The 26,129-nt window shown below is 70.7% G+C and carries 17 protein-coding genes and 1 pseudogene; 12 read left to right on the plus strand and 6 right to left on the minus strand.

The genetic code is table 11. The features are described 5' to 3' along the window. Nucleotides 1-25 precede the first annotated feature (25 nt). Nucleotides 26-562, plus strand: a complete 537-nt coding sequence (locus tag ACWFR4_RS22180; RefSeq protein WP_453465981.1) for a GNAT family N-acetyltransferase — start codon at nt 26-28, stop codon at nt 560-562. 404 nt (nt 563-966) lie between these two features. Here ACWFR4_RS22180 and ACWFR4_RS22185 read toward each other — a convergent pair whose 3' ends face one another. Then, complete coding sequence (locus tag ACWFR4_RS22185) at nt 967-2,556, minus strand: purple acid phosphatase family protein (RefSeq protein ID WP_453654125.1); 1,590 nt, start codon at nt 2,554-2,556, stop codon at nt 967-969. 167 nt (nt 2,557-2,723) lie between these two features. Between ACWFR4_RS22185 and ACWFR4_RS22190 the strand changes: the two genes are divergently transcribed. Further along, nucleotides 2,724-3,773, plus strand: coding sequence for a 3-isopropylmalate dehydrogenase (locus ACWFR4_RS22190; RefSeq protein WP_453465977.1), 1,050 nt, complete (start codon nt 2,724-2,726; stop codon nt 3,771-3,773). 277 nt (nt 3,774-4,050) lie between these two features. Continuing rightward, the gene (locus tag ACWFR4_RS22195) at nt 4,051-5,139 is read left to right on the plus strand and encodes a branched-chain amino acid aminotransferase (protein WP_453465975.1); all 1,089 of its coding nucleotides are present in this window, start codon (nt 4,051-4,053) and stop codon (nt 5,137-5,139) included. Nucleotides 5,140-5,354: 215 nt separating this feature from the next. Here the strand turns inward: ACWFR4_RS22195 and ACWFR4_RS22200 are convergent, their stop codons facing one another. Continuing rightward, a complete protein-coding gene (locus ACWFR4_RS22200; protein WP_453654127.1) occupies nt 5,355-6,806 on the minus strand; it encodes a cytosine permease in 1,452 nt (483 codons plus the stop codon). Nucleotides 6,807-6,963: 157 nt separating this feature from the next. Between ACWFR4_RS22200 and ureA the strand changes: the two genes are divergently transcribed. The 6 genes from ureA to cimA all read left to right on the plus strand — a co-directional run bounded on the left by ureA (nt 6,964) and on the right by cimA (nt 14,425). Then, a complete protein-coding gene (gene ureA / locus ACWFR4_RS22205) occupies nt 6,964-7,653 on the plus strand; it encodes an urease subunit gamma (RefSeq protein ID WP_326711006.1) in 690 nt (229 codons plus the stop codon). Beyond that, a complete protein-coding gene (locus ACWFR4_RS22210; RefSeq protein WP_453654129.1) occupies nt 7,650-9,401 on the plus strand; it encodes an urease subunit alpha in 1,752 nt (583 codons plus the stop codon). The genes ureA and ACWFR4_RS22210 overlap by 4 nt, the downstream gene beginning before the upstream one ends. A 10-nt stretch (nt 9,402-9,411) precedes the next feature. Continuing rightward, on the plus strand, nt 9,412-10,440 hold the full coding sequence (locus ACWFR4_RS22215; protein ID WP_453465969.1) for an agmatine deiminase family protein: 1,029 nt from the start codon (nt 9,412-9,414) through the stop codon (nt 10,438-10,440). A gap of 76 nt (nt 10,441-10,516) precedes the next feature. Next, entirely contained in the window at nt 10,517-11,071 is a 555-nt protein-coding gene (locus tag ACWFR4_RS22220; protein ID WP_453465990.1) for a TetR/AcrR family transcriptional regulator, read from the plus strand. 117 nt (nt 11,072-11,188) lie between these two features. After that, nucleotides 11,189-12,505 (plus strand): MFS transporter, encoded by a 1,317-nt coding sequence (locus ACWFR4_RS22225; protein ID WP_453465967.1) that lies wholly within the window; start codon nt 11,189-11,191, stop codon nt 12,503-12,505. Nucleotides 12,506-12,799: 294 nt separating this feature from the next. Continuing rightward, complete coding sequence (gene cimA / locus ACWFR4_RS22230) at nt 12,800-14,425, plus strand: citramalate synthase (protein ID WP_453654131.1); 1,626 nt, start codon at nt 12,800-12,802, stop codon at nt 14,423-14,425. A 77-nt stretch (nt 14,426-14,502) separates the two neighbouring features. Here cimA and ACWFR4_RS22235 read toward each other — a convergent pair. Continuing rightward, a pseudogene (locus tag ACWFR4_RS22235) lies at nt 14,503-16,060 on the minus strand (glycoside hydrolase family 30 protein); the annotation flags it as partial. Nucleotides 16,061-16,263: 203 nt separating this feature from the next. Here ACWFR4_RS22235 and ACWFR4_RS22240 point away from each other — a divergent pair. The 3 genes from ACWFR4_RS22240 to ACWFR4_RS22250 all read left to right on the plus strand — a co-directional run bounded on the left by ACWFR4_RS22240 (nt 16,264) and on the right by ACWFR4_RS22250 (nt 21,814). Then, entirely contained in the window at nt 16,264-19,290 is a 3,027-nt protein-coding gene (locus tag ACWFR4_RS22240) for a glycoside hydrolase family 3 protein (RefSeq protein WP_453468991.1), read from the plus strand. A 91-nt stretch (nt 19,291-19,381) separates the two neighbouring features. Next, nucleotides 19,382-20,752 carry a hypothetical protein gene (locus ACWFR4_RS22245; RefSeq protein ID WP_453654133.1) on the plus strand — a complete coding sequence of 457 codons (1,371 nt, stop codon included), beginning with the start codon at nt 19,382-19,384 and terminating at the stop codon, nt 20,750-20,752. 186 nt (nt 20,753-20,938) lie between these two features. After that, a complete protein-coding gene (locus ACWFR4_RS22250) occupies nt 20,939-21,814 on the plus strand; it encodes an LLM class flavin-dependent oxidoreductase (RefSeq protein ID WP_453654135.1) in 876 nt (291 codons plus the stop codon). 15 nt (nt 21,815-21,829) lie between these two features. Here ACWFR4_RS22250 and qcrB read toward each other — a convergent pair whose 3' ends face one another. The 3 genes from qcrB to ACWFR4_RS22265 form a co-directional block, all read right to left on the minus strand. Then, on the minus strand, nt 21,830-23,473 hold the full coding sequence (qcrB, locus tag ACWFR4_RS22255) for a cytochrome bc1 complex cytochrome b subunit (RefSeq protein WP_453654137.1): 1,644 nt from the start codon (nt 23,471-23,473) through the stop codon (nt 21,830-21,832). A gap of 122 nt (nt 23,474-23,595) precedes the next feature. Next, complete coding sequence (locus tag ACWFR4_RS22260; RefSeq protein ID WP_453654139.1) at nt 23,596-24,516, minus strand: hypothetical protein; 921 nt, start codon at nt 24,514-24,516, stop codon at nt 23,596-23,598. A 75-nt stretch (nt 24,517-24,591) separates the two neighbouring features. Next, entirely contained in the window at nt 24,592-26,058 is a 1,467-nt protein-coding gene (locus ACWFR4_RS22265; RefSeq protein WP_453466681.1) for an APC family permease, read from the minus strand. Nucleotides 26,059-26,129: the final 71 nt, after the last annotated feature.

The raw sequence follows: 26,129 nt of genomic DNA on the forward strand, positions 1-26,129 counted from the left end.
AATAGCGCGTGAGTACGGTGTCCCGGTGACCACGCTGAGCACCGCACACACCGCCGACCTCACCCGAGCCGAACTCCTGGCCGTGCGAGCCCTGTTGGACGACGCCTTCAAGGGTGGCTTCAGCGACGACGACTGGGACCACACCGTCGGCGGCGTGCACGCTCTCGTGCGCGACAGCGCCGGTGACCTCGTCGCGCACGGCTCCGTGGTGCAGCGCAGGGTCGCGCATGCGGGCCGTTCGCTGCGCACCGGCTACGTCGAGGGCGTCGCCGTCCGCGCCGACGCGCGCAGGAGCGGTCTGGGCGGGGTCGTCATGGCGGCCCTGGAGCGGGTGATCGACGCCGCCTACGAACTGGGCGCGCTGTCGGCGTCGCCCGACGGGGCCGGGCTCTACCGGGCGCGCGGCTGGGAACAGTGGCAGGGCGCTTTCGCCGCGTACGGCCCCGACGGGCCGGTGCCGCTGCCGGACGACGAGAGCGCGCCGTACCTGCGCCGCGTCACCGCCGCACTCGACCCGGCCCACGCGCTCCTCTTCGAGTGGCGGGGCGGCGACATTCTCTGAGCGCGGAGCGCCGGCTGACCCCGACGCGGAGTCACCCGTCGCCGTGACTGCCGTCTCAGATAGTAGGAAGTCCGAGTAATTGTGGAGACAGAAGCAGGCTCCTCGCTTAGCTTTGTAGGAGCCGAACGTCTCGCTCGATCCAGCGAATGGCGGTCGTGAGCTGAGCAGAAAGCAGGCAACCCCTGCGGCTCCAGGCTCCCCGCCTCTTCCGGCGCCTCGAAATCCCAAGTGATCTCAAGGAGTCGATCTCTCATGGCCACAGCGACGCCCGTCCGCCGCCGAGTCCGTCACACATCGCCGTCCGATTCAGACCGTAAGAACGCTGCCGCTGCCCTGCAGCGAGCCCTCGACCGCAGGGACAACGGCGGCGAGACGGGGCACGAAACCCGTTAGGGCCCCCGCCCCTACGGCTGTGTGCCGCGCCTGATCTCGAAGTAGTCGATGCGCTCGCCGCTCTCGGCCAGTGCGGAGACCTTCAGTGTCGGTGCCACGCCCGCCCCGCCGGTCTCCGCCTCCACCGCGAGGAACGAGAAGCCGGTGTACCGCACCCGGGACCACTCCACGGCGTCCGGGTCCGGCAGGCGTGACTTCGTCCAGTGGAACGTCACGATCGACTCGCGGTCGTGGACATGGCCCTCGTAGCTGTCCCCGACCCCGATGCCGAACCCGTAGAGGTCCTTGCCGGCGCCGCCCGCGGTGACGTACACGATGCCGTCGCGCGTCGGATCGGTCGACGCGCCGACCGGCACCGGCTTGCCCACCTCTCCGTCCTTGATGGCGTCCGTGCGCTCGTACACGTGGTTGTGCCCGTTGATCACCAGGTCCACCTGGTGCTCGGCGAACAGCGGCAGCCACGCGGCGCGCACCCCGCCGTCGGAGGCGTGCGTCGACGTCGAGTACGCGCAGTGGTGGAAGAAGACCACCACGAAGTCGATGTCCTTGCGCGCGCGCAGCTCACCGAGCCGCTCGGCCAGCCACGCGGTCTGCTTCCCGTCCGTGTACCCCTTGTTGGCGGGGATCTCGTACGAGACGTCGTTCGCGTCGAGCGCGACGACGCCCACGTTCCCGTACACGAAGGAGTAGACGCCCGGCGCGTTCCGCGGGTCCGGGCCGTTGTCCGGCAGGGTCCAGCGGGCCGACTGCCCGCCGTACCCGTTGGGGGAGTACCAGGCCTCCATGTCGTGGTTGCCGGTCGTCACCATCCACGGCACCGACTTCGCGACCGACTCCGTCTGCGCGAGGAACTGGTCCCACACCCGCGCGTCGTACGTGTCCGACTCCTTGCCGTGCCCGCTGCTGTCGGCGTAGCAGATGTCGCCCGCATGCAGATGGAACGACGGGTTCTGGCCCAGGATCAACTGGTCGTTGGCGAGCGCGTCATAGCTGACGCCCTGGTCGCCGAAGGCCGTGAAGACGAACTTCTCCGCCTTCGCCGGAGCCGTGCGGAACGAGCCGATCGTCGCGATGCGCTCCGCGGACGCCGGGTCGAAACCGTCGTGGCCCACTCCGTAGTAGTACGTCGTCCCGGGCGTCAGGCGGTCCAGGGCCGCGTGCAGATAGTGCTGCTCGACCGCCGGGAGCTTCTTCGACAGGCTCGGCGTGTGCAGCGCGCGCACCTCCGCCTCGATCTTCCGGCTGAGGTCCCAGGGCTTGAGGCCCACCCGTACGAACGGCTTGCGCACCGCGAACGGCACCTGCCAGGAGATCCGCATCTGCGTCTTCGGGTCGGCGCCGAAGGCGAGATGGCGGGCGAAGGGTGCGACGAAGGAGCCGTCGACCTGCACGGCTGCCGAGCGGACGGGCGCGGCGGGCGAGGTGGCAGCGGAAGGCGCCGCGGAGGCCGAGCCGCCCAGGAGAGTCAGGCCGCCCACGCTCGCCGCGGTCCCGGTCAGCGCGCGCCGCCTGCTGAACCGGGCCCGCAGGTACTCGTGCTGCTCCGGCATGCTCAGGCGGCGGGCCAGCTGCTCGGGAATACCGACGTTCGGTGTGTCCATGAGAAGAAAACTTCCCAGTAACAACCGACAAGGGCCATACCTGCGGGTGAACAGAAATCGACCGCACGGCGGCCCGTACGGCGGACCCGGCGAACGGCCCGCACGAGATCTGTCCGAATGGTGGACTGCGAGTGTCATCCCATGGGACGCCGAAGTAGGGTGCCCGTATGTCGGCTAGCTCTCGCATCCTCAATCTCGCAGTGATCCCCGGTGACGGCATCGGCCAGGAGGTCGTGGCCCAGGGGCTCAAGGTCCTCGGCGCCGTCCTCCCGCAGGATGTGAAGCTGGAGACCAAGGAATACGACTTCGGCGCCAGGCGCTACCACGCGACCGGTGAGACCCTCACCGACGCCGATGTCGAGGCGCTCAAGCAGCACGACGCCATCCTGCTCGGCGCGATCGGTGACCCCTCGGTCCCGTCCGGCGTCCTCGAGCGCGGCTTCCTGCTCAAGCTCCGCTTCCTCTTCGACCACCACGTCAACCTCCGCCCGAGCAAGCTGCTCCCGGGTGTGGCGACGCCCCTCAAGGGCCAGCCGGAGATCGACTTCATCGTGGTCCGTGAGGGCACCGAGGGCCCGTACACGGGCAACGGCGGCTCGATCCGCACCGGCACCCCGCACGAGGTCGCCACCGAGGTCTCCGTCAACACGGCGTTCGGTGTCGAGCGCGTGGTCCGTGACGCCTTCGCCCGCGCCCAGGCCCGCCCCCGTAAGAAGCTCACGCTGGTCCACAAGAACAACGTGCTGTCCTTCGCGGGCCACCTCTGGACGAACATCTTCAACAAGGTGGCCGCGGAGTTCCCCGAGGTCACCACGGACTACCTGCACGTGGACGCGGCGACGATCTTCCTCGTCACCGACCCCGAGCGGTTCGACGTGATCGTCACCGACAACCTCTTCGGCGACATCATCACCGACCTCGCCGCCGCCGTCTCCGGCGGTATCGGCGTCGCGGCCTCCGGGAACATCAACCCGTCCCGCGAGTTCCCGTCGATGTTCGAGCCGGTCCACGGCTCGGCCCCCGACATCGCCGGCCAGGCCAAGGCCGACCCCACGGCCACGGTCCTGTCCGTGGCGCTCCTGCTGCGTCACCTCGGTTACGAGGCCGAGGCCGCCCGCATCGAGGACGCCGTCTCCGCCGACCTGGCCGAGCGCGGCACCAGCGCCCGGTCGACCGACGAGATCGGCGACGCGCTCGCCGGACGAGTAGCCGGCTGACCCGCCGCTCTTAATGCACTTAAGCAGCCGCCGGGTCGCATCCGCACCCGGCGGCTTCACCTTTGCGGTCCCCGGGTGCCACCATCAACCCCAGGGCCGCACCTCACGCAGGACCCGTACGGGCTGTTTTCGTCCATCGGACCCCACGAGCGATAATCGGACGTGGGGCCGCGGTGAACGCAAAAGCTCGGACGACCGAGTAGTTGGGGAGTTCATGCTTCCAGCTGCGAGCGAGAAGAGCGGTCCGTCACACACAACCGGTGAAGGACACGCAACCATGACGACGCCCACGATCGAGCTCAAGCCCTCCTCGACCCCGCTGTCCGGCGCGGAGCGCGAGGCGATCCTGGCCAACCCGGGATTCGGCCGCCACTTCACCGACCACATGGTGACGATCCGGTGGACCGAGGGCCGCGGCTGGCACGACGGGCAGCTCGTGCCCTACGGACCGCTCTCCCTCGACCCGGCGACGAACGTCCTGCACTACGCGCAGGAGATCTTCGAGGGCCTCAAGGCCTACCGCCAGCCCGACGGCACCGTCGCCACCTTCCGCCCCGAGATGAACGCCAAGCGCTTCCAGGCCTCGGCGCGCCGCCTGGCCATGCCCGAGCTGCCGGTCGAGACGTTCATCGAGGCGTGCGACGCGCTGGTCCGGCAGGACATCGCGTGGGTCCCGGCGCACGGCGGCGAGGAGTCCCTCTACCTGCGCCCCTTCATGATCGCGACCGAGGTCGGCCTGGGCGTGAAGCCCGCCAACGAGTACCTCTTCATCGTGATCGCCTCGCCCGCCGGCGCCTACTTCGCCGGTGGCGTCAAGCCGGTGTCGATCTGGCTGTCCGAGGACCGCGTGCGCGCCGTCCCCGGCGGCATGGGCGACGCCAAGACCGGCGGCAACTACGCGGCGTCCCTCCTCGCCCAGGCCGAGGCCGCCGCCGAGGGCTGCGACCAGGTCGCCTACCTCGACGCCGTCGAGCACAAGTGGGTCGAGGAACTGGGCGGCATGAACCTGTACTTCGTGTACGGGGACAAGATCGTCACCCCCGAGCTGACCGGCTCGCTCCTCGCGGGTGTCACCCGTGACTCGCTCCTGTCGGTCGCCCGCGACCTGGGCTACGAGTCCGTCGAGGGCCGTGTCTCCATCGACCAGTGGCAGGCCGACTCCGAGAACGGCACGCTCACCGAGGTCTTCGCCTGCGGCACCGCGGCGGTCATCACGCCCGTCGGCACCGTCAAGCGCGCCGGCGCTCAGTGGGCCCAGTCGGGCGGCGAGCCCGGCGAGGTCACGGTGAAGCTGCGCGAGGCGCTGCTCGACATCCAGCGCGGCACGACCGCGGACAAGCACGGCTGGATGCACCAGCTCGGCTAGGGCCTCTCGTTCGGATCATGCCGGGCTCGCGGGGTCTGGTGCCGCACCTCGCGGCGTTGTCGTCGGTCGCCGACTCCCCCGAGCTCTCGGCTGCGCTCGAGTAGGGGGGACCCCCATCGCGTCGACTCCCTCCTCCGCCTTGCGATGCACAGCACCAGACCCTCGCTCCCTGATCCGGCCTGACCCAGACGAAAGACCCTAGAACCGGCTCGCGCTCAGCCTTCACCGCTCGTGACCAGGGCCGCCTCGGACTTCTTGTCCGCGGCGGCCCTGACGCGTACCGAGCGCACCTCACGTGCCGTCAGCGCCAGGTACGCAGCGCCGCCGACCAGGCCCGACAGCAGGAAGCTGCAGTCCACGCCGCCCGTCAGGGAGAGCAGCGGGCCCTCGTACGACGGCAGGGACACCGAGAGCAGGCCGACGAACGCGCCCAGGGCCCAGGAGGCGGTGGCGCGCGGGTTCCAGCCGTTGCGGTACCAGTAGACGCCGCCGCGCGAGCGCCGGTTGAAGACCTGGAGCGCGTCCGCGTCGTAGACGCCGCGGCAGCGCACGAAGCCGATCAGGGTGATCACGGCCCAGGGGGTGCCGATCGCGGTGAGGAGCAGGACGAACGACGTCATGGCGTCCTGCGCGGCCCACGCGAAGTGGCCGACGAAGACGCAGACCGTGGCGACGCCGGCGACCGTGTAGGTCGCGGCCGTGCGGGAGGCGCGGGGCAGGATCGCGTCCAGGTCGAGGCCCATGGAGTAGAGCATCAGGCCCGCGTTGCCGACCGAGCCCGCGGAGGCGGCGAGCAGCAGCGGGATCAGGTACCAGGTGGGTGAGGCGGAGACGAGCGAGCCCGCGTAGTCGACGGCGGCTCGGGCCGCGTACGCGGTGAATGTGCCGAACAGCTGGGGCGTGAGCAGGCCGACGATCAGGCCGAGCCAGGTGGCGCGCAGGACGCTGCGATGGGAGTGGCGGGCCGGGGACACGTAGCGCGTGTAGTCGCCGAGGAGCGTGATGAAGGCGATGGGGCCCGACAGGCCGGCCGCGACGAGGGCGAGCAGCCAGGTCGGCCAGAACGAGCCGAGGAGGTAGCCGCCCGCGCCCGGCAGCGGCGCCGTCGTGAAGTGCGGGGCGTACGCGGCGACGCCGAGCGCCAGGAGCGCGGTCATGCCCACGGCCAGGACGCGCGAGAGGCGCAGCAGGACGCGGTAGCCGTAGACCGCGCCGATCACGGTGGCGGCGGCCAGGAGCGCGTAGACGACGCCGTAGGTGAGGCCCGACTCGGGCACGCCGAACAGGCGGTGCAGGACGCCCGTCATCGCGTCGCCGCCGATCCACACGGTCAGCGCCGTGTAGCCGAGCGACAGGAGCAGGCCGACGACCGAGCCGACGAGCCGGCCGCGGACGCCGAACTGGGCGCCGGACGACGTCGACAGGTTCGTGCCGGTGCGCAGGGAGACCAGGGCGAGCGGGGCGGTGAGCGCGGTGCCGAGGAGCGTGCCCGCGATCACGGAGGTGACCGAGGCCCACCAGCCGAGTCCGAACGACACGGGCAGCCAGCCGAAGACGATCACTCCGAGGCAGAGGTTCGAGCCTAGGAGGATCGAGACGATGTCCCGGGGACCGCTGGTGCGTTCCTCATCGGGGATGGTGTCTACACCGCGCTGTTCTATCGCCATGGGGGGACCCCTGATCTTTGCGTCGTTGCATCGGTCACGTCGGGTACTTTAGAGCAGCGTTCAATGTGACTCATCACAAGCTGACACGTCAATGTTTCCGAGTTGTGAATCATATGGTTAGAGTGAAGTTCTAAACCTGTACGGGAGGTGTGGTGGCGTGCGTCTGACCCCCACGGAACGCGATCGGCTACTGCTGTTCGGGGCCGCCGAGCTGGCCAGGGCCCGGAAGGCTCGGGGCCTGCGGCTCAATGTCCCCGAGGCGACGGCCCTGATCGCGGACACGGTGTGCGAGGCGGCCAGGGACGGCCGGCGGCTCGCCGAGGCCATCGAGGCGGCGCGCTCCGTCCTCGGCCCCGACGATGTGCTCCCCGGCGTCTCCGACGTCGTGACGGAGGTGCACGTCGAGGCCGTCTTCGACGACGGGTCGCGGCTCGCCGTGGTCAGCGACCCGATCGGCTCGTCGCTGGGCGACGAGGCACCGGGCGCGCTGCTCCCGGGCCCCGAGCACAGCGACCCGCCGGCCACGGTGACGCTCACGGCGACCAACACGTCGAGCGTCCCCGTCTCCGTCACCTCCCACTTCCACTTCTTCGAGGCCAACCCGCGGCTCGACTTCGACCGCGCGGCCGCGTACGGCATGCGGCTCGCCGTCCCCGCCGGGTCGTCGGTGCGGTTCGGGCCGGGGGAGAGCGCCGAGGTGGGCCTCGTGCCCATCGGCGGCGCGCGCGTCGCGATCGGCTTCGCCGGGCTCGTCGACGGCCCGCTGGACGCGCCGGGCGCCAAGGAGGAGGCCCTGCGCAGGGCAGCCGCCTGCGGATATCTCGGAGTGAAGGGAACGGGCGCATGAGCAGGCCCACCAAGCACAGCGACCACTGCGCGCCGGGCAGCCGGCACATCGACCCGCACGCGTACGCCGCCACGCACGGCCCGCGCGCCGGTGACCGCGTCCGCCTCGGCGACTCGGGCCTGACCGTCCGCGTCGAGTCCGACGCGCAGGCGTACGGCGACGAGTTCCTCGCCGGGTTCGGCAAGACGGCCCGCGACGGACTGCACCTCAAGGCCGCCGCCGTCCGCGAGACCTGCGACGTCGTGATCAGCAACGTCCTGGTGATCGACGCCGTGCAGGGGATCAGGAAGGTCTCCATCGGCATCCGCGAGGGACGGATCCACGCCATAGGGCGCGCCGGCAACCCGGACACCCTCGACGGGGTCGACGTCGTCGTCGGCACCGGCACGTCCATCGTGTCCGGCGAGGGCCTCATCGCCACCGCGGGCGCCGTCGACACCCACGTACACCTGCTGTCGCCGCGCATCATGGAGGCCTCGCTCGCCTCCGGCGTGACCACGATCATCGGCCAGGAGTTCGGGCCCGTGTGGGGTGTGGGCGTCAACTCGCCCTGGGCGCTGCGCCACGCCTTCAACGCCTTCGACGCCTGGCCCGTCAACATCGGCTTCCTCGGCCGGGGTTCGTCCTCGCACGACGCCCCGCTGATCGAGGCGCTCGCCGAGGGCGGCGCGTCCGGCTTCAAGGTCCACGAGGACATGGGCGCCCACACCCGCGCCCTCGACACCGCGCTGCGCGTCGCCGAGGAGCACGACGTCCAGGTCGCCCTGCACAGCGACGGCCTGAACGAGTGCCTGTCCGTCGAGGACACCCTCAGGGTCCTCGACGGCCGCACCATCCACGCCTTCCACATCGAGGGCTGCGGCGGCGGGCACGTACCGAACGTGCTGAAGATGGCCGGCGTCCCGAACGTCATCGGGTCGTCCACCAACCCCACGCTGCCCTTCGGCCGCGACGCCGTCGCCGAGCACTACGGCATGATCGTCTCGGTCCACGACCTGAAGACCGACCTGCCGGGCGACGCCGCCATGGCCCGCGACCGGATCCGCGCCGGGACGATGGGCGCCGAGGACGTCCTGCACGACCTGGGCGCCATCGGCATCACGTCGTCCGACGCGCAGGGCATGGGCCGCGCCGGTGAGACCGTGCGCCGCACGTTCGCCATGGCCGGGAAGATGAAGGGCGAGCTCGGGCCCCTTCTTCCCCGGAACGGGGAGGCCGGCGACGGCGCGCACGACGACAACGCGCGCGTCCTGCGCTACATGGCCAAGCTCACCATCAACCCCGCCATCGCGCACGGCCTCTCCCCCGAGGTCGGCTCCATCGAGGCCGGCAAGCTCGCCGACATCGTGCTGTGGCGCCCCGAGTTCTTCGGTGCGAAGCCGCAGCTCGTCCTGAAGTCCGGCTTCCCCGCGTACGGCGTCGTCGGCGACCCGAACGCGGCCACCGACACCTGCGAACCCCTCGTCCTGGGGCCGCAGTTCGGGGCGCACGGGGCGACCGCGGCGGACATCTCCGTCGCCTTCGTCGCCCGGGCCGCCCTCGACCAGGGCAACGACAAGATGCCCACCCGCCGCCGCCGCGTCGCGGTCCGCGGCACCCGGGGCATCGGCCCCGCCGACCTGCGGCTCAACTCGCGCACCGGCTCCATCGACGTCGACCAGGCCACCGGACTCGTCACGCTCGACGGCGACCCGGTCCGCTCGGAACCGGCCGACTCCGTCTCCCTGAACCGTCTCTACTTCCTGTGAGGACCCGCTCATGAGCAGCTTCCACATGCCCCCCGAGTGGGCCCCGCACGAGCGCACCTGGATGGCCTGGCCGAGTCCCAACCCGACCTTCACCAACGACGAGGAACTGGCCGAGGCGCGCAAGGCCTGGGCGTCCGTCGCCCGCGCCGTACGCCGCTTCGAGCCGGTGACCGTGATCGTCGCCCCGGGCCAGAGCGACTCGGCCCGCGCGCTCCTCGGCGACGACATCGACCTCGTCGAGCGTGACCTCGACGACGCGTGGATGCGCGACATCGGCCCCACGTTCGTCGTCGGAGACGGCCAGCTCGCCGCCGTGGACTGGACGTTCAACGGCTGGGGCGCCCAGGACTGGGCCGTCTGGGAGCACGACGCGAAGATAGCCCGCCACATCGCGGACCTCGCCGGCGTCCCCGTCCACTCCTCCTCCCTGGTCAACGAGGGAGGAGGCATCCACGTCGACGGCGAGGGCACCGTGCTCCTCACCGAGACCGTGCAGCTCGACCCCGACCGCAACCCGGGGCGCACCAGGACCGAGGTCGAGCAGGAGATCCACGCCAGGATCGGCACCACCAAGGCGATCTGGCTGCCGCGCGGCCTCACCGGCGACTACGGCGTCTACGGCACCCGCGGCCACGTCGACATCGTCGCCGCGTTCGCCGCGCCCGGCGTCGTCCTGGTCCACTCGCAGCAGGACCCCGCCCACCCCGACCACGAGCTGAGCAAGCAGATCGTCGCCCAGCTCAAGGGCGAGACGGACGCCAAGGGCCGGCCCCTGGAGGTCGTCGAGGTCCCCGCGCCGACCGTCCTCAAGGACGACGAGGGCTGGGTCGACTACTCGTACATCAACCACTACCTGTGCAACGACGGCGTCGTCCTGTGCTCCTTCGACGACCCGAACGACGAGGTCGCGGCCGGGATCTTCCGCCGGCTTTTCCCGGGCAGGACCGTCCAGCTCGTGGACGCCCGTACGATCTTCGCCGGGGGCGGTGGCATCCACTGCATCACCCAGCAGCAACCCGAGATCACGCCCGCACACTGAAAGACCCGCAGGAGTCCCCGTGGCCCAGGCCCGCCGGAAGAACGCCCCTCCGCGCGAAGAGGTCCTCGCCGCCGCCATGGAGATGATCGCCGAGCGCGGCCTGGAGAAGCTCACCATGGCCGCGCTCGGCCGCGAGGTCGGCATGAGCAGCGGCCACCTCCTCTACTACTTCGGCTCGAAGGACGAGCTGCTCCTGCGGACCCTGGAGTGGAGCGAGGGCCGTCTCGGCGCGGAGCGGGCCCGGCTGCTCTCCGGCGGCGGCACGGTCCGCGAGCGTCTCGACGCGTACGTCGACCTGTATGTCCCCGACGCCCAGGGCGACCCGCACTGGACGCTGTGGCTGGAGGTCTGGAACCGCTCGCAGAACGCCGAGGCCGACGGCGACGCGCGCGAGCGGCAGGCCGCGATCGAGCTGGCCTGGCACCGCGACCTCGTCGCGCTGCTCGCCGAGGGCATCTCGCGCGGCGAACTCCCGCCGCTCGACCCCGACCGATTCGCGTCCCGGCTGCGGGCGCTGCTCGACGGCTTCTCCATCCATGTCGCGATCGGCCTGCGCGGCACGGACCGGGCCCAGATCCTGTCCCACGTACGGGAGTTCCTGGACGAGGCACTGGCCAAGAAATCCGCGTAGCCCTTCGTACGCGCCGCATCCGCTGACGTTCCATGAACACTATGAACGCAAGTACGCATGATCGTTGCGCGTTACACCCTTGTCATGGAGCGAAGCATTCCGGCACCGTGGCCGCCCATGGGACGAGAGCAATGGAAGAAGATCCTGGTCGGGTCGGCCGGGAACATGGTCGAGTGGTTCGACTGGTTCGTGTACGCGAGCTTCGCCACGTACTTCGCGGGGGCCTTCTTCCCCGACGGGAACCCCACGGCACAGCTGATGAACACGGCCGGCATCTTCGCCGTCGGCTTCTTCATGCGGCCCGTGGGTGGCTGGCTGCTGGGCAGGGTGGGTGACCGCAAGGGCCGTAAGGCGGCGCTCACCCTGACCGTCACGCTGATGTCGGCGTCCGCCGTCCTCATCGCGATCGCGCCCACCTACGCGGTCGCCGGGTACGGCGGCGCCGTCGTCCTGCTCATCGCCCGTCTCCTGCAGGGCCTCTCGGTCGGCGGCGAGTACGCGGCCAGCGCCACCTATCTCACCGAGGCGTCCGACCCGAGCCGCCGCGGCTTCGCGTCCAGCTTCCAGTACGTCTCCATGACCGCGGGTCAGATCGTGGGCCTCGGCCTCCAGATCGTCCTCCAGCGCACGCTGTCCGACGACGCGCTGCACAGCTGGGGCTGGCGCATCCCGTTCGTCATCGGCGCGCTCGGCGCCGCGGTCATCTTCTATCTGCGGCGCAACATGCTGGAGACCGACGTCTACGAGGAGTCCGCCGACGACGCGGGCGCCGACAGCAAGGGCACCCTCACGGCTCTGTGGGCGTACAGGCGCGAGGCGTTCCTCGTGATGGCCCTGACGATGGGCGGCACCGTCGCGTACTACACGTACACGACGTACCTCACCAAGTACCTCTCCAACTCCGCCGGTCTGAGCAAGGAGACCGCGACGCTCGTCTCGTTCTGCGCGCTGATCGTCTTCGCCTGCATCCAGCCGCTCGCGGGCCGGCTCTCGGACCGGATCGGCCGCCGCCCGCTCCTGATCACCTTCGCGGTCGGCTCCACCTTCCTGACCGTGCCGATCATGACGATGCTGAAGCACGCGGGCTCGTTCTGGCCGGCCCTCGGCCTCGCCCTGCTCGCCCTCGTCATCGTCACCGGCTACACGTCGATCAACGCGTGCGTGAAGGCCGAGCTGTTCCCGACCGGTATCCGCGCCCTCGGCGTCGCCCTCCCGTACGCCATCGCCAACGCGCTCTTCGGCGGCACGGCGGAGTACGTGGCCCTGTGGTTCAAGGACGCGGGCCTGGAGTCGGGCTTCTACTGGTACGTCGCCGGGTGCGCCGCCGTGTCGCTGATCGTCTATCTGACGATGCGCGAGACGAGGGACATCGACCTGAACCGGGTCGCGGCCGCCGCGCCCGCGACCACGCAGCGCGCGGCCGAAGCGCTCTGAGCCCACATCGTGAGACCACGGTCCGGGCCACGCCCGGGCTGTGGCAGACTGCCGACGTGCTCTCGTTCGCCATGATTATTGGCAGCAGGCGCGCCGGTCCGCAGTGACCGCCACGTACGACCACGTACGGGCGGACACCGTCGTCTCGACCCGCGCGCAGACCTCTCGCACCCGCGAGGGGTTTTTTCGTTTCCTGGCCCACCACAAGCCAGGGTCGGAGCGCGAGGGATCATAGGGGGACGGTGGAGCCGGTCATTCCGGTAGACCGAGATCCGACACAGGAGCCAGATCAGCATGACGGACGCAACCGACGACCATTACCCCGCTTCCCGCGTCGACGACGACTTCCACGTCTTCGACACCACGCTGCGCGACGGCGCTCAGCGTGAGGGCATCAATCTGACCGTCGCGGACAAGCTGACCATCGCCCGGCACCTGGACGACTTCGGCGTGGGCTTCATCGAGGGCGGCTGGCCCGGCGCCAACCCCCGCGACACCGAGTTCTTCGCCCGCGCCCGGCAGGAGATCGACTTCAAGCACGCGGAGCTCGTCGCGTTCGGCGCCACCCGCCGCGCCGGTGCCAAGGCCGCCGAGGACCCGCAGGTCAAGGCGCTCGTGGAGTCCGGCGCCCCGGTCGTGACGCTGGTCGCCAAGTCGCACGACCGTCATGTCGAACTGGCCCTGCGGACCACCCTCGAGGAGAACCTGGAGATGGTCCGCGACACCGTCTCCTACCTGCGCGCGCAGGGCCGCCGCGTCTTCGTCGACTGCGAGCACTTCTTCGACGGCTACCGCGCCAACCCCACGTACGCCAAGGCCGTCGTCACGACCGCGCACGAGGCGGGCGCCGACGTGGTCGTCCTGTGCGACACGAACGGCGGCATGCTGCCCGCCCAGGTCCAGGCGATCACCGCCACGGTCCTCGCCGACACGGGGGCCCGCCTCGGCATCCACGCCCAGGACGACACCGGCTGCGCCGTCGCCAACACCCTCGCCGCCGTCGACGCGGGCGCGACCCACGTGCAGTGCACGGCCAACGGCTACGGCGAGCGCGTCGGCAACTCCAACCTCTTCCCGGTCGTCGCCGCCCTGGAGCTGAAGTACGGCAAGAAGGTCCTCCCCGAGGGCGCGCTGCGCGAGATGACCCGCATCTCCCACGCCATCGCCGAGGTCGTCAACCTCACGCCCTCCACGCATCAGCCGTACGTGGGTGTTTCCGCGTTCGCCCACAAGGCGGGTCTGCACGCCTCGGCGATCAAGGTCGATCCGGACCTCTACCAGCACATCGACCCGGACCTGGTCGGCAACCGCATCCGCATGCTCGTGTCCGACATGGCGGGCCGCGCGTCCATCGAGCTCAAGGGCAAGGAGCTCGGCGTCGACATCTCCGACGACCGCGAGCTCGTCGGCCGCGTCGTGGAGCGTGTCAAGGAGCGCGAGCTCAAGGGCTACACGTACGAGGCGGCCGACGCCTCCTTCGAACTCCTCCTGCGCGAGGAGGCCGAGGGCCGCGCCCGGCGCTACTTCCGCGTCGAGTCGTGGCGGGCCATCGTCGAGGACCGCCCCGACGGCAGCCATGCCAACGAGGCGACCGTGAAGCTGTGGGCCAAGGGCGAGCGCATCGTCGCCACGGCCGAGGGCAACGGCCCGGTCAACGCCCTCGACCGCGCCCTGCGCGTCGGCCTGGAGCGGATCTACCCGCAGCTCGCCAAGCTGGAGCTCGTCGACTACAAGGTCCGCATCCTGGAGGGCAAGCACGGCACGTCCTCCACGACCCGCGTCCTGATCTCCACGAGCGACGGCACGGGCGAGTGGTCCACCGTCGGCGTCGCCGAGAACGTCATCGCCGCGTCGTGGGGCGCCCTCGAGGACGCCTACACGTACGGGCTTCTGCGGGCCGGGGTCGAGCCGGTCGAGTAGAGACAGCACCTGCGCGGACGCCGGAGGGGCCGTGTCGGCCCCTCCGGCTCTCCGTTGCCTCGGCTACCGGTCTGCTACCAGGTGAAGGTCGCCGAGGTCTTCGCGGGCAGCGAGTAAGTGGCGTGCTGCCCACCCCAGTTGACGGTCACCGTCTTCGCGGATGTGCCGCCGTTGTACGCGATGAGCGCCTTCGAGCCGTCCGGGTTGCGCCAGGCGACGTTCGGCACGGCCGAGCTGCCGGTCGACGCGATGCGCTGGGCGCCCGGCCGGACGAACTTCGTCAGATGGCCCATCGTGTAGTACTCGACGGTGTAGTCCACCTGTCCGCTGCGCCCGTCACCGTTGTGCACGGTCACGAGCCCCGTGCAGGTGCCGCAGCCGCCGTTGTGCGGGCCCATGTTCTGGTCCACGGCGAGCGACCACTTGGTCACCGACTTCGCCCAGTTGCGGGTGTAGTCGACGATGTTGAGCATGTCCTCGCGCTGCTGGTCGGCGATCCACGTGCCGCCCGAATGCTCGGTCCCGAAGGCGTCGAGCTGCGGGTAGCGGTCGTGGAGGGCGCTCTGCTCGGCGACGTCGCCGCCGTAGCCGTGCCACGCGATCCCGCCGAAGTTCGGGTGCGCGCGCACCGCCGCGTCGTCCACGGTCTGCGCCGCGTAGCCGTCGTAGGTGTCCCAGTTCCAGTCGTGCGCGAGGACCTTGGTGGTCAGGCCGGCGGCCGCCAGCTTCGGCAGCAGCTCGCTCTTGGTGAAGTAGGCGAGCCCCGAAGCGTTCCAGCTCATCGAGGGGTAGCCCCCGCAGCACGTCGGCTCGTTCTGCGCGCTGACGTAGTCGACCGGGACGCCCTGGTCCCGGTACGCCTGGAGGTACTTCACGAAGTACGAGGCGTAGGTGCCGTAGTCCTCTGCTTTCAGCCAGCCGCCGTTGAGCTGTCCGCTGTCCTTCATCCATGCGGGCGCGGTCCACGGGGAGGCCATCACGGTGACCTTCGGGTTGAGCTGGCGGGCCTGCTTCGTGAGGGGCAGGACGTCCGCGAGGTCGTGGGCGACGGAGAACTCGGAGAGGTCGGGATCGGTCTGCCCGGCGGGCACGTCGTCGAACGTGTAGCCGTAACGCGCCAGGTCGGAGCCGCCCATCGGGTTGCGCAGGAACGACAGGCCGATGCCGTCGGTCGGGGAGAACAGCTTGCGCATCGTGGCGTCGCGCGTGGCCGGTGACAGGGCGCCGCTGCTGTTCATCAGCCAGGCCGCGGTGTCTGTGAACGAGGCGCCGCCGCCGGTGAAGGTCTGGTAGCGGGTGTTCTCGTCGACGGTGATGTTCTCGCCACCGCCGCCCGTGCCCGCCTGGAAGGCGAACGGGGCCTGCTGTTCGAGACCGCGGACGACATGGCGTCCGCCGGCGTCGTCCGTCGTGGTCAGCCAGGCCGTGACCGGCTCGCCCGCGGCCTGCGCGGGGGAGGCCACGAGCCCGGTCAGTCCCGCGGTCGTGAGCAGCCCTGCGGCGAGCAGCCGGGCCGCCCGGGGCGGGCCCGAACGGAGTCGTCTGGGGGTTCTCATGGTGCGCCGCCCTTCTGTGGGGGGTGAGGAGATGGGGCGTGCGAGGCGTGAGTAAATGACGGCTGCGAACGGGAGTCAAGGGGGTGCGCGTTCAGAAACTGAATGCTCAACTGCCCTTGTGAGCGACGGGAATTGGCTGTGCACCGGTTCTGACGTGAAGTCTTGACGGGTTCACGGGGCACCAGTTAACTCACGGCGTGAGCTAAGTCATGAGCTTCACCAGGGACTCCCGTCACCCCCAGAGGTTGCGGGCGCGTACCCGAACCGGCCGAAGGGAAGTCCATGCGAAGAACCGCCCTGCTCGTCTCCGCAGCCCTGCTCACGGGGCTGCTCCCGCTCGCCTCCGCGGGCGCGGCGACCGGCGCCGAGGAACCGCCGCCGGTGCCCGTCGACCGCTTCGAGGGCGAGGTCCCCTTCGCCTCCCAGCCCGCGGAGGGCATCTTCACCTGGGGCGGCGACAGCGACGACCCGCCCAAGCTGGAGCTCGCGGCGCGCGACGACGCCCCCGAGGGCGACAAGGTCCTCTCCGGGACGTACGACATCAGCGGCTACGGCGGCTTCACCCACGACTTCGCCGCGAACGAGCCCGGCCACGACTGGTCCGCGCACAAGGGCATCCGCTTCTGGTGGGACGGGAAGAACACCGGCAAGCGGGTCAACTTCGAGATCAAGGACGGCGGTGCGAACGGCGAGGCGTCCGAGCTGTGGACGACCTCGTTCACCGACGAGTCGACCGGCTGGCACCAGGTCGAGATCCCCTTCACCGACTTCGCCTACCGCACCGACTACCAGCCCGTCGGCGGCATCGACCAGAACCTCGGCCTCACCGAGATGTGGGGTTACGCGCTCACCCTGCCCACCGGCACGCCCGGCACCTTCGCCATGGACGGCGTGGAGCTGTACGGCAAGGCCGACCCCGCCCTGACCACGAAGGTCCTGACCGGCTCCTCCGTCTACCCGGTGAAGGAGGGCGGCACGGCAGGCGTGCGGATCTCCGTCGCTACGACCGGCTCCGCCCCGCTCGCCGAGCCGGTCACGGTCGCGTACGAGAGCGCGGGCGGCAGCGCCGGCGCGGGCACGGACTACACGCCGGTCAAGGGCGAGTTCACCTTCCCGGCCGGTACCGCTTCGGGCGCCACGCACACCGTGTCCGTACCGACCCTCAAGGACAAGGCGGCCGAGCCCGCCGAGACGATCCCCCTGAAGCTGACGGTCACCGGCGCCAAGGCGCCCGCCGAGACCCCGCAGGTGGTGATCGACGCCCACGGCCTGCCCTACCTCGACACCAAGCTCCCGGTGAAGCGGCGCGTCGCCGACCTGCTCTCCCGGATGTCGCTGGAGGAGAAGGCCGGCCAGATGACGCAGGCCGAGCGCAACGCGGTCGGCACGGGCGGCGACATCGCAGCGTACGACCTCGGCTCGCTGCTCTCCGGCGGCGGCTCGACGCCGACGCCGAACACGGCCGCGGCCTGGGCGAAGATGATCGACGGCTTCCAGCTCCGGGCGCAGGCGACGCGGTTCCAGATCCCGCTGATCTACGGCGTGGACGCGGTGCACGGCCACAACAACCTGGTCGGCGCCACGGTCCTGCCGCACAACATCGGCCTCGGCGCGACCCGAGACCCGGGGACGGCCGAGAAGGCGGGGGCGGTCACGGCCGCCGAGGTCCGCGCCACCGGCATCCCCTGGGACTTCGCGCCCTGCCTGTGCGTCACCCGCGACGAACGCTGGGGCCGGTCGTACGAGTCCTTCGGCGAGGACCCCGCCCTCGTGAAGCAGATGGAGACGGTCGTCCAGGGGCTCCAAGGGGCACGCGACGGCAAGGACCTCGACCGGGACGACAAGGTCCTCGCCACCGCCAAGCACTTCGTGGGCGACGGCGGCACCGAGTACGGCTCGTCGACCACCGGCTCGTACACCATCGACCAGGGCGTCACCAAGGTCACGCGGCAGGAGCTGGAGGCGGTGCACCTCGCGCCGTTCCAGGAGGCCGTGGACCGTGGGATCGGCACGGTCATGCCCTCGTACTCGTCGCTCGACATCATCGGCGACGACGAGGGCCCGGTGAAGATGCACGCCGACGCCGCCATGATCAACGGAGTCCTGAAGGACCGCATGGGCTTCGACGGCTTCGTCATCAGCGACTGGCAGGCCATCGACCAGCTCCCCGGCGACTACGCGTCCGACGTCCGTACGTCGGTCAACGCGGGCCTCGACATGATCATGGTCCCGTCCGCGTACAAGGACTTCCGGACGACGCTGATCGACGAGGTGAAGGCCGGCCGGATCAGCGAGAAGCGGATCGACGACGCGGTCTCGCGGATCCTGACCCAGAAGTTCAAACTGGGCCTCTTCGAGAAGCCGTACGCCGACACGAGCGGGGCCGCCGCCATCGGCTCGGCCGGACACCGCGCCGTCGCCCGCACCGCCGCCGCCGAATCCCAGGTCCTCCTGAAGAACGCGGGCGGCGTGCTCCCCCTCAAGAAGAGCCAGAAGGTGTACGTCGCCGGGTCCAACGCCGACGACATCGGCAACCAGACCGGCGGCTGGACCGTCACCTGGCAGGGCTCGTCCGGGAAGATCACCGACGGCACGACGGTCCTCGAGGGCATGAAGAAGGCCGCGCCCGGGGCCACCATCTCCTACTCCAAGGACGCCTCCGCGCCCACGGACGGCTATGACGTGGGCGTCGTCGTGGTCGGCGAGACCCCGTACGCGGAAGGGATCGGCGACGTCGGCAACGGCAACGACCTGGAGCTCACGCCCGCCGACCAGGCCGCCGTGGACAAGGTGTGCGGCGCCATGAAGTGCGCGGTGCTCATCGTCTCCGGCCGCCCGCAGCTCATCGGCGACCGGCTCGGCGACATCGACGCGCTCGTCGCGTCCTGGCTGCCCGGCACGGAGGGCGACGGCGTCGCGGACGTCCTGTACGGGGCGAAGCCCTTCACCGGGCAGCTCCCCGTGACCTGGCCCAAGTCGCAGGCCCAGCTGCCGATCAACGTCGGGGACACGGCGTACGACCCGCAGTTCCCCTTCGGCTGGGGACTGACGACGCTGCGTACCCCGCCGGGCGGCGGCACGCTCACCCTCAAGGCCCTCGCCCTCGCGGCCGCCGCGGCGCAGAAGGCCGGGTCGGCGGAGGCCGGCCGCGCGGTGGTGGGCAAGGCGCGGCTGCTCGTCCAGCAGAAGGTGGGGCAGGACATCACGCCGGCGGTGGCCAAGCCGTTCGCCGACGCGGACCATCTGCTCCTGTCCGGGCGCTACGCGGACGCGGTCGCGAAGCTGACCGAGGCATACCGCGCCGCGTGAGACGGCGCGGGGAGGGGCCCACCGCGGAGCCGGTGGGCCCCTCCTTGCAGTACATACGGCATACGGGTCCCTCGTGGGTTAGCGTCGAGGTATGAGGCCCACCCGTCGGGCATCGCGCCTGATATCCGTTCTGTCCGGTTCACTTCTCGCCCTGGGGGCCATGACGGCGGTGACACCGGGGGCCCAGGCGGCTGCCTCCGACGTCTCGACGGTGGCCGACGCCCTGAAGAAGAGCCCCGTGTACGTCGACCCGGCCGCCTCCGCGCAGCTGTCCGCCGGGGACGCCGACGCCCTCACCAAGAAGATCAAGGACGCGGACAAGCCCGTCATGGTGGCGGTGCTGCCCGCGAACTACCCCACCCAGGACCTCTTCACCGACCTGCGCACCAAGACCGGCATCACCGGCGTCTACGCGGTCCGCCTCGGCCAGAAGTTCGACGCCAGGGCCGACAGCCGGGTCATGTCCCAGGACGCGGTCAGAAACCTGACGACCAGCGTCCAGGGTGAGAACGTCACCACCCAGCTCAACGACTTCGTCGACACGGCCGTCCGTAACGCGCGCGGCTCTGCGCCCTCCGCGTGGGGCGCGGGCGGCGGTGACACCGGCGCCCCGGTCGGCGCCCTGATCGGCATCGGCGCGGTCGTCGTCGCGGGCGGCGCCGCCGCGTACGCCGTGTCCCGCAGGCGCCGCCGGCAGCGCGAGGACGAGCAGCGGGCCGCCCTGGAGCAGCTCCGCGTGGTCGTCGACGAGGACATCACGGCGTTCGGCGAGGAGCTGGACCGCCTCGACTTCCACCCCGCCGAGCCCGGCGCCGACGACACGATGCGCGCCGACTACGAGCGGGCGCTCGACTCGTACGAGAAGGCGAAACAGTTCATGGCCGCCGCCCAGCGCCCCGAGGAGGTGCGCGGGGTGACGCAGGCCCTGGACGGCGGGCGGTTCTCGCTCGCCATGCTGGCCGCGCGCCGCGAGGGTCGGCCGCTGCCCGAGCGCCGGGTGCCCTGCTTCTTCGACCCGCGGCACGGGCCCTCCGTGACGGACGCGCTGTGGTCGCCCCCGTCCGGCGCCGAGCGCGAGGTCCCCGTCTGCGCGGCCGACGCGACCCGCCTCAAGGACGGCGCCGACCCCATGGTCCGCACGGTCGACACGGGGTACGGCGAGCGGCGCCCCTACTACGACGCGGGCCCGGCCTACGGCCCCTGGGCGGGAGGCTACTTCGGCGGCGGCATCCTGCCCGGACTCCTCCTCGGCACACTGCTCGGCTCGATGATGTCGAGCCCCGCCTACGCCGCCGACTACGGCTCCGGATACGGCGACTTCGGCGCGGGAGCCGGATACGACGGCGGGGACTACTCGGGGGCGGACTTCGACTCGAACGACTTCGGGGACTTCGGAGGCGGCGGGGACTTCGGGGGTGGAGGCGACTTCGGGGGAGGCGGGGACTTCGGCGGCGGGTTCTGAGCCCCCGCGGTCCGAAAACGGGCGGCGCGAGGGCCGGCGCCCCGGCTAGTCTGGGCGCACTCTTACGAACCGCTTCCCCAGAAGTACGCCGCAGACGGGAAGCAAGCCGGCACGTACGCACCGTGCGCGGTCCCGGAGGGGCGGCAGCGAGATTCCGCACGCCCCCTTCCGAAGGAGCTCCACCCCATGCGTACCGCGCGCATCCCCCGTATCGGCCTCGGCCTGCCCGTCGACGACCCCGCCGTCCTGCTCGACTGGGCCCGTCGCGCCGACACGGCCCCCTTCTCCACGCTCGGCCTCCTCGACCGGCTCGTGTACGACAACCCCGAGCCCCTGATCACCCTCGCCGCCCTCGCCGGAGCCACCTCCCGCGTCCGCGTCCAGACCGAGGTCCTGCTGGCCCCGCACCACGGCACCGCCCTGCTCGCCAAGCAGACCGCCACCCTCGACCGGATGTCCGGCGGCCGCTTCACGCTCGGCATCGGCGTCGGCGGCCGTGAGGACGACTGCCGTGCAGCGGGCATCGACATCCGCCGCCGCGGCCGCCGCCTCGACGAGCAGATGGAGACCCTGCGCCGCACCTGGGCGGGCCACTCTTACAGCGACGCCGAGGGCGTCGGCCCGATCGGCCCCGCCCCCGTCACCCCCGGCGGCCCCGAGGTCCTGTTCGGGGGCTTCGCACCGGCGGCCCTCGCCCGTGTGGCCCGCTTCGGCGACGGCTTCCTCGGCGCCGCGCTGCCCCCGCAGTGGATGGCCCCGATGTTCCGCGACGTGGAGCGGCTCTGGGACGAGCACGGCCGACAGGGCCGCCCGCGCCTGGTCGCCCAGGTCAATGTGGCGCTCGGCCCGGACGACCTGACAGCCCGCGCCCGCGACGCCATCACCGCGTACTACGGCTTCGACCCGCGCGCCGCGGGATCCGCCGAGCGGATGCTCGCCACGCCCGCGCAGATCCGCGAGGCCGTCGCCGGCTTCACGGACATCGGCGCGGACGAGGTGATGCTCTACTGCTGGGGCACCGACCCCGACCAGGTCGACCGCCTGGCCGACGCCGTGTTCTGACGCCACTTGCCCGTCTCACGGGTGCTCGCGCTGCGCCTCCTCGTACTCCCGGGCGGTCGGTTTCGGCACCTGCGCGCCCTCTCCGTGGAGGGCGCGCGAGAGGCGCACCCGGAGCCGCTCGGACCGGGGTATGCGCCGCTGCACGCCGTTCGCGTCGGTCTCCGGCCCGCTCTCCAGGGCCGGGGGCTGCTCGTGCGCGGTCAGGGTGTGCAGCTCTGCCTGGGTGAGCGGCTCGTGGATCTCGACGTACTCGCCGTGCGGCAGGCGCTTGATTCGGCCCGACTCCCTTCCGTGCAGCACCAGTTCGCGGTCCCGGTGCTGGAGCCCGAGGCAGATCCGCCGGGTGACGACAAAGGTGATCACCGGGCCCACGACGAGCGCGACGCGCACGAACCAGGTGACCGCGTTCAGCGACACATGGAAGCGCGTGGCCCAGATGTCGTTGCCGCCGCCCACCAGAGCCACGAGGAAGAACGTCAGCCAGGCCACCCCGAGCCCCGTGCGCACCGGCCGGTTGCGCGGCCGGTCCAGGAGATGGTGCTCGCGCCGGTCGCCCGTGACCCAGGCCTCCACGAACGGATACACGCCGATCACGACGAGCACCGCGGGGAAGACGACCAGCGGGACGAGGACGCCGAGGGCCAGTGTGTGCCCCCACAGCGTGATCTCCCAGCCCGGCATCACCCGCAGCAGCCCCTCCGCGAACCCCAGATACCAGTCGGGCTGCGCCCCCGTGGACACCTGGTCGACGCGGTAAGGCCCGTAGTTCCAGACGGGGTTGATGGACGCGACGGCCGCGAGGAACGCGACGACGCCGAACACCAGGAAGAAGAAGCCGCCGGCCTTGGCGAGGTAGACGGGGAAGAACGGCGCCCCCACGACATTGCGCTCGGTCTTCCCCGGGCCCGGGAACTGCGTGTGCTTGTGGTACACGACCAGGATCAGATGGGTCACCACGAGCGCCGCCATGATGCCGGGGAACAGCAGCACGTGCACGGAGTAGAACCGCCCCACGATGTCGTGCCCGGGGAACTCCCCGCCGAAGAGGAACATCGACAGATACGTCCCGACGACGGGCACCGACAGGATCGCCCCGTCGAGGAAGCGCATACCCGTACCGGAGAGCAGGTCGTCCGGCAGCGAGTACCCCAACAGGCCCTCGAACAGGCCGAGCAGGAGCAGTGTCCAGCCGAACACCCAGTTCAGCTCGCGCGGTTTGCGGAACGAGCCCGTGAAGAAGTGCCGCATCATGTGGAGGAGCATCGCCGCGACGAAGATCAGCGCCGCCCAGTGGTGGATCTGCCGGATCAGCAGTCCGCCCCGGACGTCGAAGCTGATGTCGAGCGTGGAGGCGTACGCCTCGGACATCCGGATCCCGTTCAGCGGGACGTAACTGCCGTGGTACTCCACCTCGTTCATCGAGGGGTGGAAGAACAGGGTGAGATAGACCCCGGTCAGGACCAGGATCACGAACGTGTAGAGGCAGACCTCGCCGAGCAGGAAGGACCAGTGGTCCGGGAAGACCTTGCGCAGGTACTTCCTGGACAGGGTGTGCAGGCCGAGGCGGCCGTCCGCCCAGTCCGCGAGCCGCTCACCGGCCGGTGCCGGCCCTCTCTCCCGCGCCGTCCCCGTGCTGCCTTCCGCGGCCCTCTCGGACATCAGGCTCGCTCCTCCCCTGGGCGCTCACCACATGGGTGCTCGCCACTTGGACGGAAGAGACGGGCCGGAATGTGACACCACGGAGGTGCCGGGTGACTCACGTCACATCCGCGTAGGCCAGGTCAGCCCAGAAGCTTCGACTGCCAGCGCGTGAAGATCTCCTCCGGGACGCCGTGGCACGACCACGGGACGCGGGTCGCCTGTCCGTCGAGAAGCCGGAAGAGATGCGCGGCCTCGCCGGTCAGGTCGGCATAACAGGACGCGTGCGCAAGGGTGTTGAGATCCGCGATGTCCTGCGCGTACGTGTACTGCCGCTGCGCGATCCACAGGTGCCAGGTGCGCCGGGCCTGCGACGCGCTGTTCTCGTTGTTCCAGAACTGGAGCAGGCCGATCGCCTGGGAGCCCTCCCGCTCGACGCGGTAGCGGTACTCCTCGATCCGGGCCATCTGCGGCAGCACGGCGAGGGGCGACCCGGGCGGGAGGGTCGCCGTCACGTCCTGGGCGAAGTTGTACATGACGCCGTGCGAGCCGTGCCAGCGCGCCGAAAGATGGCGCAGCACCTGGTGGTTGCCCTCGCGGTTGTCCGGGTCACGCTGGTGCAGCTCCTTCCACCAGTGCTCCATGGACGGGTGCCCGCCGGGAAACAGGCGGGCGATCGTCAGGAGCGAGACCCAGGGCACCGGATCCGCGGGAAACGCCTCCGCCGCCCGCAGCGCGGTGCGCACGGCCCGCTCCAGCTGGTCCGGGTCGACCGCGTTCCCCGGGCCGGCCGCCATCGCCAGGTTGAACGCCCGCATCACCTCGGTCTCGGCCCGCAGGACCAGCGCGTCGGCGTTCCGCGGCTGCGACTCGTGCCAGGACTCGGCGACGGACGTGCCCGCGGTGGCCTGGGCGAGCAGGCGCATCCGGAACGTCCGCCGGTCCCAGTCGGAGCCGGCCGCCGCGCACAGCTCGGGCAGTCCTTGCCAGCGACCGATCGTGATGTCCGCGCGGGCCTCCGCCAGGGCCCGGTCGCCGTTCGTGGGATCGAAACGGACGGTCATCGGCGTCCTCGCCAGTCAGTAGTCGGTGATGGTCCTGGGTACGGTCGGTCGGTCCCCGGCAGTTGTGGGTGCTGCTCAGAAGTCGGTGGACAGGGTGTCGCCGGACGATGCCGCGTACACCGGCGCCTGGTGCCCGTACTCGGCGTGCACCTGCTCCGAGCGCGCCGCGTCCAGGCGGGCGGGGCGGTAGTAGGCGGAACCCTTGGCGCGGTACCAGAGCATCGGGACGAGACCCACGGCGATGCCGCCGACGCCGATCGAGACGGCCGTGCCCGACAGGCTGCCGAGGGACTCGACGAACACCCAGATCATGAAGAGCGAGCCGGTCAGCGGCCACAGACCGCCGAAGAAGAAATTGGCCGCCGATCTGAACAGCAGCTTGCGGTACGCCACGACGACGGCGAGGCCCGCGAGGCCGTAGTAGACCGCGATCTGCAGTCCGATCGCGGCGACGGCGTCCTCCAGGACGGCCGAGACCGAGCCGAGCGCGGTCGACGCCACGAAGAGGGCGAGGGCAACGACACCGACGACGACGATCGCGACCCACGGCGTCTGCCGGCGAGGGTGCGACCTGCCGAGGGCGGAGGGCAGCGTACGGTCGCGGCCCATGGAGAAGAGGGAGCGCGTCACCTGGATCAGGGTGGTCTCCAGGGTGGCGATGGTGGACAGCATCACCGCCACGATCAGCAACTCGCCGCCGGGGCCCGGCAGTACGCGCTCGCCGAGCAGCCCCATGATGTTGTCGCTGGTCGCGATCTCCTTGGGCGTGAGCAGCATGTTGGTGGTGATCGTGAAGACCTCGAAGAGGACGAACACGATGCCGACGCCGATCAGCCCGGCGAGCCCCGAGGTCTTCCGGCTGTTACGGGTCTCCTCGCTGAGGTTGCTGGTGACGTCCCAGCCCCAGTAGTAGAACGCGGCGATCAGCGCGCCCGCCGCGAACCCGGACGCCCCGTCGAAGTGCCCGAACCCCAGCCAGGACCAGGAGAATTCGTTGACCCGCTTGTCGCTGAACACCGCGGCGGCGGCCACCGCGAGCAGGATGACCAGCTCGATCCCGGACATCAGGAGCTGGGCGTGGACGGTCAGTTTGGCGCCCATGAGCACGACGACCAGCATGGCCAGGAACCAGACCGCGCCCACGGCCGCGGCGAGCGCGGTGTTGTCGGCGTGGGCGGGGGCGACGAGTTCGAGCGTCATGGCGCCGGCCGGGAGGGAGCCCGCGACCATGAAGATGGTCGCCGAGACCACCAGGGACCAGCCGCTGATGAAGCCGAGGAAGGGGTGCAGGGCGCGGCCGACCCAGGAGTAGCTGGCGCCTGCGTTCACGTCGAGGCGGCCCAGGTAGTTGAAGGCCCAGGCGATGCCGAGCATGGGTATCGCGCAGTAGAGGAGCGCGGCCGGTGCGGCGAGGCCCACCGTGCCGATCAGCACGGCGGTGGTGGCGGCGATCGAGTAGGCCGGCGCGCTGCCGGCCACGGCCATCACGATGCTGTCGGAGGTGCCGAGGGCGTTGGCCTGAAGCCCTCTGTTCGTGCTCATGGGAACGGTGGCGCCTTTCGGGGAACGGCAGAAGGCCTGCCCTGCGGCGCCACCGGGGCGCGACGGGGAGG

The organism is Streptomyces sp. NPDC055140, from assembly GCF_053607285.1.